Origin of the sequence: Rhizobium sp. S152, from assembly GCF_030380735.1 — a bacterium.
Lineage (GTDB): Bacteria > Pseudomonadota > Alphaproteobacteria > Rhizobiales > Rhizobiaceae > Rhizobium.
Genome location: NZ_JAUDRZ010000026.1, coordinates 569218 through 583213, shown reverse-complemented (window position 1 = coordinate 583213; position 13996 = coordinate 569218). Strand labels below are relative to the sequence as shown.

The window sequence follows — 13996 nt, the reverse complement described above, 5'->3', positions numbered from 1 at the left end:
CCGCAGCGCCCGCCATGCGGCAGCCGGCTTTTTCAAGGATGACAGCCGGGAAGCGCCCGCATGCGTGCGGACAGCTCGGACAGGCCGAAAGGCTTCACCAGGAAATCATCGGCGCCGTTGCGCATGCCTTCGAGCTGGTCGGAAGTCTGGTCGTGCGCGGTCAGGATGATGATATTGACGGAGCGCTGCTTGCGCCGCATAGCCTTCAGCAGGCTCATGCCGTTGCCATCGGGAAGCCGGAGATCGAGAAGGATAACGCCGTAGGGCCGGCTTTCGGCTGCGTCCTCCGCCTCCGCGAGGTTAAGACACCAGTCTATCGAGTGGCCGTCCGCTGCGACATGATCCCGGATCGCGTCGCCCAGCAGCATGTTGTCTTCGACCAGCAATACCTGCACCTGAGATCTCCATTGCGCCCCGCGCCAAAAGCGCGATCGGGCAAGCTGCACCAATGGGCCACCTTGCTGACGGAGACCTGAAGCGCTCGATGTTTGCAGTCAAGCGGGGCGCTTGACGTCGGAGCCGGCAAGCAGCGACAGTTCGCTCGCGGTCTTCTGAAGCATGATGATCGTCTGGCCGATGTCGGGCGCGCCGGGCGCGTTGACGAGGGCGATGTAGGGACAGGTGAGCGCGGCGATGCAGCGCCCGTCCGGCCCAAGGATCGGTGCCGAGAGATTATAGACGCCAGCGGTCTGGGCGCTTGCCATCATTTCGTAGCCGCGTTCGCGGATCTGTCCGAGACGCTCGTGGAAATCCTCGCCGGGCGGGATGCCGTCGCGGCTGCGCACGTGCTCGGCGATCATCATCGCGCGCTCCTCCTCGCTGCGGAAAGCCAGCAGCACATGGCCGGAGCCGGTATCGAACAGGCTGATATGCGAGCCGACGCGGATGGAGATGCCCCAATAGTCCGGCGCCTCGTGCTGCGCGATGACGACGGCCGAGCCGCGGTCGAACACGACCAGATGATTAGCCTGCTTGGTGCGCTGGGCGAGGTCGCGCATCAGCGGCGTCGCGAAGGAGGCGAGGCGGCGGGTGGGTGCGTGCAGTTGCGACAGGCCGAACAGCTTCAGGGAGAGGGTGAAACGGTCGCCCTCCAGCTTCGTCACATAGCCGCGACGGACCAGCCGGTCGAGCATGCGGTAGAACTCGTTCGGGCTGCGATCGAGACGCTTGGAGATCTCGGCCTGCGTCAACCCCTCCTCGACGCCAGCCAGAAGCTCAAGGATGTCGAGGCCCTTGTCCAGTGCGGGAGCGCGGTACCGGTCGGCGTCGTCAGCGTCCATCAATCTCTCCTGTGAATATTCAGCTACATATACAAATGCGGCTAGCCGCGAAAGCAAATCTTGGGCTTGATGATAGGCCTGAACTGTTGTTTGTATATAAAAAGAAAAATCATAAATGAGATGATCATGGCCCGCATTACCGAACTCCGCGTCTTCGATCTTCGCTTCCCGACATCGCAGAGCCTCGATGGTTCCGATGCGATGAACCCTGATCCCGACTATTCGGCGGCTTATGTCATCCTCGATACCGACACGCCCGGCCTCGAGGGCCACGGCCTGACCTTCACCATCGGCCGCGGCAACGATATCTGCTGCATGGCGATCGAGGCGACGCGCCACCTCGTGATCGGCGCCGATCTGGCCGAGATCCTTGCCCATCCCGGCAAGTTCTGGCGGCATCTGACGAGCGACAGCCAGCTACGCTGGATCGGCCCGGAGAAGGGCGCGATGCACCTGGCGACCGGCGCCGTCGTCAACGCCGTCTGGGACCTGCTCGCCAAGCAGGCGGGGAAGCCGGTGTGGCGGATGGTGTCGGAGATGTCGCCGGACGAGATCGCCGATATCGTCGACTACCGCTATCTCACCGACGTGCTCAACCGCGACGAGGCGGTCGAGATCCTGCGGCGTGCGGAAGCCGGCAAGGCGGAGCGCATCGCGATGCTCGAACGCGAAGGCTATGCCTGCTACACGACGTCGGCCGGATGGCTCGGTTATGACGACGACAAGCTGCGCCGGCTCTGCCGCGAGGCGATCGATGCCGGGTTCAACCACGTCAAGATGAAGGTGGGGCGCGATCTCGATGACGATGTCCGGCGGCTACGCATCGCGCGCGAGGTGATCGGCCCCGATCGCTACCTGATGATCGACGCCAACCAGGTGTGGGAAGTCGGGCAGGCGATCGAATGGGTCAACAAGCTTGCCTTCGCCAAGCCGTTCTTCATCGAGGAGCCAACAAGCCCCGACGATGTCGCCGGCCATGGCAAGATCCGGCAGGCGATCGGTCCGGTGAAGGTCGCGACCGGCGAGATGTGCCAGAACCGCATCATGTTCAAGCAGTTCATCGCAGAGGGCGCCATCGACATCGTGCAGATCGATTCCTGCCGAATGGGCGGGTTGAACGAGGTGCTGGCGGTGCTTCTGGTGGCGGCCAAGTTCGGCTTGCCTGTTTGGCCGCATGCCGGCGGTGTCGGGCTTTGCGAATATGTGCAACACCTGTCGATGATCGATTTCGTCGCGGTGTCGGGCACAAAGGAAGGGCGCGTGATCGAGTATGTCGACCATCTGCACGAGCACTTCCTCGAACCTTGCGTGATCAAGGACGCGGCCTACATGCCGCCGAGGGCGCCGGGTTTCTCGATCGAGATGAAGCCTGCCTCGATCGCCGAGTATACGTTCAAGGGGTGAGCGGCGGTTCGACGCGAGGTCGACTGCCGGGCCGACGCGCGATAGTGTCGGAGACGAATCCCTGATTGGGGACATATCCGGTACACGGTGCACGAGGCTGACAGCATGTTTCCGACCGACGCAGATCTCTCCGAAATCAGGGCGTTTCGCCGGGAACTTCATTCTTTCCCTGAAGTCTCGGGAGAAGAGGCGGATACCGCCCGTCGTGGAGCAGGCCTTGCTGCGGACCAAGCCGGACCGGATCGTGACCGCGATTGGCGGACATGGCATCGCCGCCGTCTACGAGGGCGCTTCCGCCGGACAGACGGTGCTCGTTCGCGCCGAGCTGGACGGGCTGCCGATCGCGGAAATTTCCGACGTTCCCTACCGCTCGACGGTGCCGGGCAAAGGACATCTCTGCGGGCATGACGGCCATATGGCCATCCTGCTTGCGGTTGCCAAGGCGCTCGGCGCGAAGCGGCCGGCGACGGGCCGCGTGGTGCTGATGTTCCAGCCGGCAGAGGAGAACGGCGCCGGCGCCGCCGCCGTTCTCGCCGACCCGAAGTTCGATGCGTTGAAGCCGGATCTTTCGCTGTCGCTGCACAATTTCCCCGGTATCCCCCTCGGCCATGTGCTCTTGAACGAGGGCCCGGTCAATTGCGCCTCGCGCGGCATGAAGATCACGCTCGACGGCAAGACGTCGCATGCCTCGCAACCGGAAGAGGGCGTCGCGCCGACTTTCGCCATGGCGAGCCTGCTCGGTGCATTGACCGATCTCGGGAACAACGGGCCGTTGACGCCGGATTATTCGCTGGTCACGGTCACGCATGCACGGCTCGGCGAGCCGGCCTTCGGGATCAGCCCCGGCCAGGCGGAAATATGGGCGACCCTCAGGACGCTGACGGACGAGGCGATGCAAGGGCTTGTAGCGCGCGCCGAGGAGTTGGCGCATCGCTATGCGAGGGCAGGTGGGCTCAATGTCTCGATCGGCTACGAAGACGTCTTTCGCCAGTGCTTCAATTCAACGGAGGTCGTGCAGGTTCTGCGCCGGGCGCTCGACGAGGAGGGCATCAGCCATGAGGCCGGCAGCGATCACCTGCCGATGAAGGGCTCCGAGGATTTCGGGCTGTTTCGCACCGTGGCGCCGTCGGCGATGTTCTTTCTCGGAGCGGGCGAAGATCATCCGCGACTGCACAATCCCGATTATGACTTTCCGGAAGACCTGCTCGGCATCGGCGCCAGGGTGTTTTTGCGGGCCATCAGGAATGTGCTTGGCTGATGGATATGTAGGGTCCTATCAAAATCGCTTGAGATTTCACGATTTTCCTTTGCGTGACCCGCGGATCGGCCTATCTACGAAACATGCCCTCTGACGCGCCGCCCCGGATTCTCCCGCAGCGCGCGCTCCGCGTCCCGCCGGAATGCTTTCCACATGACATTGGCCGTTGAATGACCGCGATAAACAATACTGAACAGACCGACGATGCCTTGAGTGCTCGTCGCGCCAAGATCGTGGCGCTGGTCGTCGCTGTTTCCTTCTTCATGCAGATTCTCGACGGGACGATCGTCACGACATCGCTGCCGCAGATGGCGGCGAGCTTCGGCGTGCAGCCGGTGTCGATGAGTATCGGCATTACCGTCTATATGCTGACGATGGCGGCCTTCATCCCCCTTTCCGGATGGCTGGGCGACCGGTTCGGCGCGAGGCGCGTGTTCATGACCTCGATTGCCGTCTTCACGATCGCGTCCCTGTTTTGCGCCCTGTCCGGCAGCCTGACGGCATTCGTCCTGGCGCGCGCGGTGCAGGGCGCCGGTAGCGCGCTGATGACGCCGGTCGGGCGCATTATCGTTCTGAAGAATGCCCGGAAATCCGAACTGGTGCAGGCGATCGCGCTGATCACCTGGCCGGCGCTGACCGCTCCCGTCATGGGGCCGTTGCTTGGCAGCGTCATCACCACCTATGCCAGCTGGCACTGGAATTTCCTCATCAACCTGCCGATCGGCATCCTCGGCATGGCGCTGGTGCTGCGTTTCGTTCCGGAGCAGCGCGAGGAGAATGTCGGCGGGCTCGATTTTCGCGGGTTCGTCCTCAGTGCGGCAGGTCTGACCTTCCTGCTTGCGGCACTCGAGCTTTCGGTCAAATGGCATGGCGGGTTGTTGCCGGTGCTGTTGATGTTTGCGGCAGGCGTCGTGCTGTCGGTCATGGCGACGCGGCATTTCCTCAAGGTCAGCAATCCCTTGCTCAACCTGTCAGCCTTCCGGGTGCCGACCTTCGCGATTGCCACGCTTTCGGCAGGAACGGCGAGCCGGGTGGCGATCAATGCGACGCCCTTCCTGCTGCCGCTGCTGTTCCAGCTGGGTTTTGGTCTGAGCTCGATCGAGGCCGGCGCCTATCTGCTCGTCTACTTCCTCGGCAATCTCGGCATGAAGGTCGTGACCACCCGGTTGCTGGCCGGATTGGGTTTCCGCACCGTGCTGGTCTTCAACGGCTTGATCGCGGCGCTGTCGATCGCGGCCTGCGGGTTCCTCGAACCGGAAACCCCGCGCGCGGTGATCTACGCATTGCTGCTGATCGCGGGGCTGTCACGGTCGATGGAGTTCACGGCGCTGAATACGCTTGCCTTCGCCGATATCAGCTCATCGCAGCGCAGTTCGGCATCGACGCTATCGAGCATGCTGCAGCAGGTATCGATGCTTCTCGGAGTCGCGATCGCCGCTGCGGTTCTCAACGTCTCCTCTGCGGTGCGGGGGCTGGACAATCCGGGGCTCGTCGATTTTCGCTGGGCATTCATTGTTATCGGTGCGATCGGTGTCTTGTCGTCGCTGCGATTCCTGAAACTCGCGCCGGATGCCGGCTCCGAGGTCTCTGGTTACAAGCCGCGCACGTCCTAGATACCGGCGAACCGAGTATTTGAGGGGAGGGCCGGATGGCTCATATCTGCACGCCGCAAGAGGTCCATGATTTCTGGTTCGAGGAGTGCGGCCGCGACGACTGGTTCGCCAAGGCCGGTGAACTCGACCAAGAGATCACCGAGCGCTTTCGCGATACGCATCTGGCGCTGGCGGCCGATGTGACGGAGAATTGGCGGGCAACGCCGGAGAACCTTCTGGCGGCGATCGTCGTGCTCGACCAGTTTCCGCGCAATATCTATCGGAATACCCCGCTCGCCTTCGCGACGGATGGGTTGGCGCTTGCGGCAGCGAAGCTGGCGATCGAGGCGGGCTATGATCAGCGCGTGCCGGATGTTTGCCGCGTCTTCTTCTACATGCCGTTCGAACACGCAGAAGACATCCTCGAGCAGGATCGGTCGGTGGCTCTGTTCACCGCGCTCGGGGACGAAGAGTACATCGACTACGCCCGGCGACATTACGAGGTGATCGCTACCTACGAACGCTTTCCGCATCGCAACCGGCTGATCGGGCGGCAATCGACGGCGGCGGAGCTGGAATACCTGGCGAAGCCCGGCGCGGGCTTCTGATCCTTCGCCTTTCTGTCGCCTTTCTTTCCTATGAAAAGCTGAAATCCTATTTGAGATTCAGCAAACCCAGCGGTGCCATTTTGCGGCTGACACAGTTTTTACTTCGTCTATTCTTTCTTCTGGCGCTCGCGGCAGCCGGTGTAAACATCGCGCTCGCGCAGGTCGCGCCGCAGCCGCAGACCCCGGCACAAACGCAGCCCGTGCAGCAGCCGCAGGCTGCCCCGCCCGTTGCTGCGCCGGTCGTCGCCGACAGTGCAATCGATCAGGCCTCGAAGGCGGTTGAGAAGGCCAAGAAAGATCTCGCAGGCCTGCAGGCGGCGCTTTCCGACAGCGCCGATGACGACGATGCGCTGCTGGCGCTTGCCGGCAGGACGGAGGAGCTCAATCGCGCGGTGCAGGATCTGTCCGCAGGGCTCGGCCCGCGTCTCGAGCAGATCAAGAACAGACTGACCGAGATCGGCGAACCGCCAAAGGAGGGGCAGCCACCAGAAGCCGAGATCGTGACGAACGAGCGCAACGCCCTGACGGCGGAGCGGACACAGATCAATGCGGTGACGGCCGATATCGAGAGCCTTTCGGCGGGGATCGGAAAGCTTGGCCACACCGTTGCGGACTCCCGACGCCAGCTGTTCGCGGCAACATTGCTGCGCCGAACCGATATTTCAGGCTCCGTGCTGGTCGACGCAGGAGGGGCCTTCGTAGAGGAAACAAGGGAATTCGGTCAGGCGCTGTCCAGCTGGCTGGTGTTCGTGCTGAAGTTCAAGAGCTTCGCCTTCTTCGCCGCGATCTTCCTGTCGCTGGCGACGGCGCTGATCCTGCTTGCCGGTGGCTACCGGCTGTTCGGTGCTTATCTGCAGCGCACGGAAAAGGAGGAGCATCCCTCCTATATCAGCCGGCTTTCCATCGCCTTCTGGTCGACGCTCATCCGTACGGCATCGCTGTCGACGCTGCTCGTCCTGTCCTACTTTTTCCTCGACAGCTTCAATGTGCTCAGGCCCGACATCGCGCCGATCGTTCGGGCTCTGTTTGCCTGCATCGGGCTGGTCTACTTCGTTCGCCGCTTCAGCAATGCCATCTTCGCGCCGAGGGAGGCGCAGTGGCGCCTGGTGAAGCTTTCCAATCGCGGCGCAAGCTCGATCGGCGCCTGCCTGCTCGCCATGGCTGTCGTCAATGCGCTCGACTATCTGTTCAGCAGCATCGGCGAAGCCATGGGCTCGCCACTGGTCCTGACCGTCGTCCGGAGCCTGATCGCGGCGATGATCATCGGCCTTATCCTGATCGCCGCGTCCTTCGGCCGGCCGATGCTGGCGCGAAGTGGTGATCCGGACGCGCCGGGGCGGCACTGGCCGCGAGGCATGGCGATCATCCTGAGAGTGATCGGTGCTGCGCTGATGGTAACGGCGCTGACCGGTTATGTCGGTCTCGCGCGCTTCGTCGCCACGCAGTTGATCATCACCGGCGCGATCGTCGTCACCACCTATATCGGCCTGCTATCAGGCAAGGCGATCTCCCGGACGGAAAGTTTCGGCGATACATTCGTCGGCCGCTACCTGCAGCGCCGATTCAAGCTCGGCCCTGTTGCCATCGACCAGGCGGGGCTGCTCGTCGGGCTGTGCATCTCCGGCGTCGCGTTGTTGACCGGCATTCCGCTGATCCTGCTGCTTTGGGGTTTTCATATTCAGGACCTGCAGCAGCTCGCCTACCGGCTTTTCACCGAAGTCAGGCTCGGCGGCATCAGCATTTCGCTGATCGGCATCTTCACGGGCATCCTGCTGTTCGTCGGCGGCTATCTGCTGACGCGCTGGATCCAGCGCTGGCTCGACGGCAACATCATGGCGCGTAGCCATGTCGATCTCGGCGTGCGCAATTCGGTGAAGACGGGCATCGGCTATCTCGGCGTCGGCATAGCGGCCATCGTCGGCGTTTCCGCTGCGGGCATCGACCTCTCCAGCTTCGCGCTCGTCGCCTCGGCGCTTTCCGTCGGTATCGGTTTCGGCCTGCAGAACATCGTCTCGAACTTCGTCTCGGGCCTCATCCTGCTGGTCGAGCGTCCGTTCAAGGTTGGCGATCACGTCGTGTCGGGCACGTCCGAAGGGATCGTCAAGCGTATCTCGGTGCGCGCCACCGAGATCGAGACTTTCCGCAAGCAATCGATCATCGTGCCGAACTCCGAGCTCATCAACGGCTCCGTCGGCAACTGGACGCATCGCAACAAGATGGGCCGCTCGGAGATTCCGGTTTCCGTCAGCTACAGCGCCGATCCACAGAAGGTGATGGATATCCTGCTGGAACTGGTCAACGCCGTGCCGCTGGTGTTGCGCAATCCGGAGCCGCATGTGGAGTTCCTGCGCTTCGGCACCTATTCGCTGGACTTCGAGCTCCGCTTCATGCTGGCCGACATGGGTGACGGGATGAAAATCCGTAACAACCTGCGCATCGAAATCCTCAAGCGGTTTCGTGAAGAGGGGATCGAAATTCCTCTGCCGCAGAGCGATGTCGTCTTCCATCGCGAGCACCACACTGGCGTGCCGGCGATTGCCGAGGCGAAGCCGGAGCCGGAGCCGGAGGTGCAGCAGAAGGCCGAGGAACCGGTTGACGAAACCGCTGAAGATGACGGCACGGTGCGGCGGCTGCGCGGCAAGAAACCGGACACCACGCGCAAGGGCTGATCCGCCTTCAAGGCGGGCGTGACAAGCGTCGCGCCACGCGCCTAGTGAAAAAATCGGGCCGCGCGCATAGTCCCTTAATCATGTTTCCAAGAATGGCGCCGGCAGCGGCGCCGTTTTCGTTTTGGGCAGCAGTGCAACTCGCCGATTAATACTTATTCAAACAGCGGTATGTACCGATTTGGAGCAGGCAGACCAAGTTTCATAAGAGGTTTTGAGATGGCATTTTTGGGTATTTCCGGGATGCAATATTCCGGCAGCATGTTTTCCGGCGCCCGCATCGTTCTTGCTGAAGATTCCAACGTCTTTACATCGATGATCGGAAAGCGGCTGAAGGAACTGCTCGATATCGACGTCGAGATCTGCCGCAACTTCGAAGATCTTCAGCTTTGCTACGACAAGTCGACGGATCCGATCACGCTCGCCATCTCAAACATCAATCTGCCCGGCGCCGAGAACGGCGAAGCGCTGGAATATCTGGTGGATCTCAGCATTCCGACCATCGTCTTCACCGGAACCTTCCACGAAGGCATGCGCGACAAGCTACTTGCCAAGGACATCGTCGACTACATCCTCAAGGACAACGTCTTTGCCGTCGATCTTCTGGCGGAATCGATCTGCCGCTTCCTCACCAATCAGCGCCATCACGTCCTCATCGTCGACGACAGTCCGACGGCGAGGGCGCTCCTTTCCAGCCGCCTGAAGCGCTACAACTTCCGTGTCAGCGTTGCTGATAGCGGCGCGAAAGCCCTCGAGCTTCTGAAGGCGAACCGCGATATCGGCCTTATGATCACGGACTACAACATGCCGGATATCGACGGCTTCGAACTGACGCGGCGGATCCGCGCCCATATCGGCTCGCACGAGCTTCGCATCATCGGCGTCTCGTCCTCGTCCAACCGGCTGCTTTCGGCGCGGTTCCTGAAGGCCGGCGGCAACGACTTCATGCTGCGGCCGTTCATCGACGAAGAATTTTACTGCCGCGTCAACCAGAACCTCGATACGCTTCTGCAAATACAGTCGATGCATAAGCAACGTGCCGTGGCATGACAGGGCGGGAAGGTCAGCGCCGCCCGAAAACTTACAGGCGGTGTTTATCTTTGTTTCATGATGTTTGATTTATACAATTTCCGGTACGGGTTTTTGTGAAGGCCTTCACGTTACTGAAACTGTGAGCTATCTTCATAAAAAGCCGAAGAGACAGCCGATTCTGGCTGCAGCGGCTTTTGGAGGGTAGCTGTTCATGGCTTTTCAGCCGGATTTTCAACGGGAAGTCCTGGGACCGCGATTTGGCGGCCAGAGAATACTCCTGGTTGAAGATTCCCGCATGTTTTCGGCCGTGCTTTGCCATCGTTTCCAGAACGAGCTGGGGCTTGTCGTAAAGCCGTGCCCTTCGCGAGGAGAGCTTGAGCAGATTCTCGCCCAGGAGGGCCACGGCTACAGCATGGCTGTCGTCGACCTCAACCTGCCGGACGCGCCTTACGGAGAGGCGCTGGACTGCGCGATCGCGCACGGTATTCCAACCATTGTTTTCACCGCCACATTCGATCTGCAGACGCGCAACAGGATCCTGCAGCGCAATGTCATCGATTATGTCCTAAAGGACAACGAGTTCGCGCTCGACAATCTCGTGGCGGCGGTGCGCAAGGCGATATCGAACACCAAGACGCGCGTGCTTGTCGTCGACGACATGGATTCCGCGCGGCAGGTGCTTGTCGGTCTTTTGAAGACGCAGCAATACAAAGTGGTCGACGTCGCCTCGGGCGTGGAAGCGTTGGCGGCGCTCGAGGTGCATGACGATATCGAGATCGTGATCACCGATCACCATATGCCCGACATGAGCGGCTACGAGCTGACGCGGCGTATCCGTCATCGCTTCGGCTCCGACAGGCTGCGCATCATCGGCATCTCCTCGTCCGACGACCGGATGCTATCGGCGAGCTTCCTGAAGGCGGGAGCCTCGGACTTTCTATACCGGCCGTTCGTGACCGAGGAATTGCAATGCCGCGTCGCGAACAATGTCGAGACGCTGGCGCAGATGAAGCAGTTGCGTGCCGCCGCGGCCCGTGACTACCTGACCGGGCTCTACAACAGGCGCTATTTCTACGACCAGGGGCCGAAACTGGTGAACGATTGCCTGCGGCGGCGCGCCATGGGCGCGATCGCGATCCTCGACATCGATCATTTCAAGCGCCTGAACGATACCTATGGCCATGAAATCGGTGACAAGGTGCTGGCCGCTGTCGCAAAGAGGCTGGCTGCGATCTTCGAGGGCAGCGAGAACCTCTTGTCGCGGCTGGGCGGCGAGGAATTCGCCATCCTGTTTCCGATGATGGATTCCTATGCGGCGACCGAACTCTGCGACGAGATCCGCGCGGAGATTTCGCGCCTGAAGGTGATTGCCGATGACGAAGAGCTATCGGTGACGTGCTCGATCGGCGTCGCCGAGATTTCCGGTTACGAGACGTTCGACAACTATCTCAACGCGGCCGACCAGTTTCTCTACATGGCCAAGCACAAGGGCCGCAACATCGTCTACTCCGATGTGAAGATGACGCAGGAGGCGGCGCAGTAGCCGCCTCCCGGCGATGTCTATTCAGGCCGCGATGGCGTGGCGCGCGGTGGCCATCGTCATCTTGCGCTCGGCGCGTTCCTGCTGGGGCGAGCGATGGTAGAGTTCGCGATAACACTTGGAAAAATGCGACGCGGACACGAAGCCGCAGGCCACCGCGACTTCGACCACCGGCATCGACGACTGCACCAGCAGGTGGCGGGCGCGGTCGAGGCGGATTTCGAGATAGTAGCGGGCGGGGGAACGACCCATTTCCTGGCGGAAGAGGCGCTCGATCTGCCGGCGCGAGAGGCCGGCCCCGTCGGCGATTTCAAGCAGCGAAAGCGGCTCGGCGAGATTGCCTTCCATCAGCTCGATGATCGACAGAACCTTGGCGTTCTGGATGCCGAGACGAGCGCGCAACGGCAGGCGCTGACGGTCGTGCGGGCTGCGGACGCGGTCGGTGAGGTGTTGCTCGCAGACGCGGTTGACCAGCGTCTCGCCAAAATCCTGGCCGATGAGGTTCAGCATCATGTCGAGCGAGGCGGTACCGCCGGCGCAGGTGTAGAGATTGCCGTCCACTTCGTAGAGGTCGGCATAGACCTCGGCCTGCGGAAAGGCTTCCGAGAAGCCCGGCAGGTTTTCCCAGTGGATCGCACAGCGCTTGCCGTTCAGGAGCCCGGCCTGAGCAAGGACATGCGCGCCCGTACAGAGACTGCCGACGGCGACGCCGCGATTGTAGGATTCGCGCAGCCAGGCGCTGACCGATTTGTTATTGAAGTCCTCGACGTCTATGCCCGAACAGACAAGTACCATGCTCGGACGATTTTCACCGCTCAGGTTGCGTCTTTCGTCGGCAAGCGAGGTGTTGGCCTCGACGCCGATGCCGCAGGAAGAATAGACCTTCTGGCCATCCACGGAGGTCAGGCGCCAGCTATAGGCCTCGTAGCCGAGCATGCGGTTGGCGATGCGCAGGGTATCGATCGCCGCCGAAAAAGGCAGCATGGTGAACTGCGGAACCATGAAGAAGACAAGGGAGCGTTTCTTATGCGGCATCTTGGTCATGAGATCGATCCGTGCTCGAGGGCTGATCGTATATTGGTCGCTTGGAATACGTCACTTCGATATTCCAAAAGCGACATTCTCATGGATAAATGCGGCCGCAAAGAGCAAAGTTGCGACATTCCCCATCTTGATCTCGGTCAATTGCCGTTATGGCCGATCCAGAGGAGCAGATCGCTGTCGAGCGGAAATATATGCGTCTGAAATTCAAGATTAAATTAGGGGTCGCGAAAAGACGAAAAAGGTGGCATTGCATGTGAGCATAATGCCGCCTTTTTATGCTTGGCCATGTCGCATTCGTTACATCACCTTGCGGTCATCGGCGGCGTCTGCCGACGGCCAGCCGATATCCTTGCGGATGTCCATCGGCATGGACTCGATTTCGCGCGCGGCCTGCCACTGGTGCCAGGTATCAACGATCCTGCGCGCATAGCTTGCGAGATCGTGGAAAGAGTGGTGAGAGGACATCTTGCTGTCCCGGAAGGTGATCGTCGTCATGTCCGTTTCCTTTCCTCGTCGGTATGACGCGGGCGTTGTTCATGGCGACTGGTATGAGCCTGTATCCGCCATCAATCAAACGAATAGATTTCATGGCTACCATAAGCATTTTTGAACTGTGACCTTGCCACCGCGGAGATAGGCGGGCGTGTTACCGTTGAAGAACTCATCTTAAAGCGCCCTTGACTCTGGCTTAAACGCCCTCAGATTCGCGGAAAGCGAAATCGATTCAATAAAAGAGAAACATCGCAGCACCCCAAATTTCAATCACTTAACCCACGGGCGTTGGCCGCTTACGGTGCAAACCAAACCTATTCATTCTTTCAAAATAACTATTCAGTTACCTCTGCGTCGTTGTCCTAAACGACTGATCAGGACAGAAATTTTTCGCGTGGCTGTGCCGGCTTTACGGGCAATTATTCCGCGCATTCTCCAACCATGAGGCGGCTCGTGCCGATCGGGGGAACGCGGGGTTTGGCCTCTCGCTCGAAAGCTTTCGAACTCAGCATAGTCAAGGTTCAGATGCAGTGTCGCTGCCGCTGACTCTCATCACGCCGTAGCTCTCCAAATTTCCCCCATCATCGTACTTGGCAACAAAACGAATTCCGCTGTTTGAAAAAGCAGAATGCAAAGCGCTGCTGACCTTGGACGACGCCGCGTCGTCGCTGCTTTCAAGCCGACTGATCGTGCGAACAGCAACACCCGATTTTGCGGCCAAATCGGGTTGGCTCCAGCCCAGCAATCCTCGGGCGGCCCTGACCAAAGCGGGTGTCAAAGTTGGCTTCATAGGCATCACGAAACGGTTGACGGTGGAAAAGTCAATTTTGGCTTAAAAAAAGACATCGATGGCTTGAAACGAGACAAAGAATGGCTACGATCCTGCCTATCGGCGTAAGGAATCGTTTCGAATAGCGGGCTTGGGCTGCCGATGTTTTCGAAGACGTCGAAAATGTCGCACATCACTTCTGTGATTCTGCAATGAAATGGATCGACTGGTGCGGGGCGAACGGACGCTTCAAACGCATCGAAGAGGGGAATGGTATGGATGGATTGGACGCGCTTGGATCGCGGTGGCGG

The 13996-nt window shown here is 60.6% G+C and carries 11 protein-coding genes and 1 pseudogene; 7 read left to right on the top strand and 5 right to left on the bottom strand.

Annotated elements, in window-relative coordinates; all coding sequences use genetic code 11:
- Window positions 1-32 precede the first annotated feature (32 nt).
- The gene (locus QTL95_RS22005) at window positions 33-395 is read right to left on the bottom strand and encodes a response regulator (RefSeq protein WP_289722036.1); all 363 of its coding nucleotides are present in this window, start codon (window positions 393-395) and stop codon (window positions 33-35) included.
- 99 nt (window positions 396-494) lie between these two features.
- Complete coding sequence (locus tag QTL95_RS22000) at window positions 495-1280, bottom strand: IclR family transcriptional regulator (RefSeq protein ID WP_289722035.1); 786 nt, start codon at window positions 1278-1280, stop codon at window positions 495-497.
- Window positions 1281-1406: 126 nt separating this feature from the next.
- On the opposite strand from QTL95_RS22000, the gene QTL95_RS21995 reads away from it, so the two are divergent.
- The 7 genes and pseudogenes from QTL95_RS21995 (at window position 1407) to QTL95_RS21965 (ending at window position 11383) form a co-directional block, all read left to right on the top strand.
- Window positions 1407-2684 carry an L-fuconate dehydratase gene (locus QTL95_RS21995; RefSeq protein WP_289722034.1) on the top strand — a complete coding sequence of 426 codons (1278 nt, stop codon included), beginning with the start codon at window positions 1407-1409 and terminating at the stop codon, window positions 2682-2684.
- 105 nt (window positions 2685-2789) lie between these two features.
- Window positions 2790-3942: pseudogene (locus tag QTL95_RS21990) on the top strand (amidohydrolase).
- 170 nt (window positions 3943-4112) lie between these two features.
- Window positions 4113-5555 (top strand): MFS transporter, encoded by a 1443-nt coding sequence (locus QTL95_RS21985; protein WP_289722033.1) that lies wholly within the window; start codon window positions 4113-4115, stop codon window positions 5553-5555.
- A gap of 35 nt (window positions 5556-5590) precedes the next feature.
- Complete coding sequence (locus QTL95_RS21980; protein ID WP_289722032.1) at window positions 5591-6142, top strand: DUF924 family protein; 552 nt, start codon at window positions 5591-5593, stop codon at window positions 6140-6142.
- A gap of 80 nt (window positions 6143-6222) precedes the next feature.
- Window positions 6223-8811 (top strand): mechanosensitive ion channel family protein, encoded by a 2589-nt coding sequence (locus QTL95_RS21975; RefSeq protein WP_289722434.1) that lies wholly within the window; start codon window positions 6223-6225, stop codon window positions 8809-8811.
- 216 nt (window positions 8812-9027) lie between these two features.
- Complete coding sequence (locus tag QTL95_RS21970) at window positions 9028-9858, top strand: response regulator (protein WP_289722031.1); 831 nt, start codon at window positions 9028-9030, stop codon at window positions 9856-9858.
- 193 nt (window positions 9859-10051) lie between these two features.
- Entirely contained in the window at window positions 10052-11383 is a 1332-nt protein-coding gene (locus tag QTL95_RS21965) for a diguanylate cyclase (RefSeq protein ID WP_289722030.1), read from the top strand.
- Between the two features lie 21 nt (window positions 11384-11404).
- Here the strand turns inward: QTL95_RS21965 and QTL95_RS21960 are convergent, their stop codons facing one another.
- The 3 genes from QTL95_RS21960 to QTL95_RS21950 all read right to left on the bottom strand — a co-directional run bounded on the left by QTL95_RS21960 (window position 11405) and on the right by QTL95_RS21950 (window position 13706).
- Entirely contained in the window at window positions 11405-12424 is a 1020-nt protein-coding gene (locus QTL95_RS21960) for a GlxA family transcriptional regulator (protein ID WP_289722029.1), read from the bottom strand.
- A gap of 297 nt (window positions 12425-12721) precedes the next feature.
- Window positions 12722-12919: a hypothetical protein gene (locus QTL95_RS21955; protein ID WP_289722028.1), complete on the bottom strand. Its 198-nt coding sequence runs from the start codon at window positions 12917-12919 to the stop codon at window positions 12722-12724.
- A 511-nt stretch (window positions 12920-13430) separates the two neighbouring features.
- Window positions 13431-13706: a helix-turn-helix domain-containing protein gene (locus QTL95_RS21950; RefSeq protein ID WP_289722027.1), complete on the bottom strand. Its 276-nt coding sequence runs from the start codon at window positions 13704-13706 to the stop codon at window positions 13431-13433.
- Between the last annotated feature and the right edge of the window lie 290 nt (window positions 13707-13996).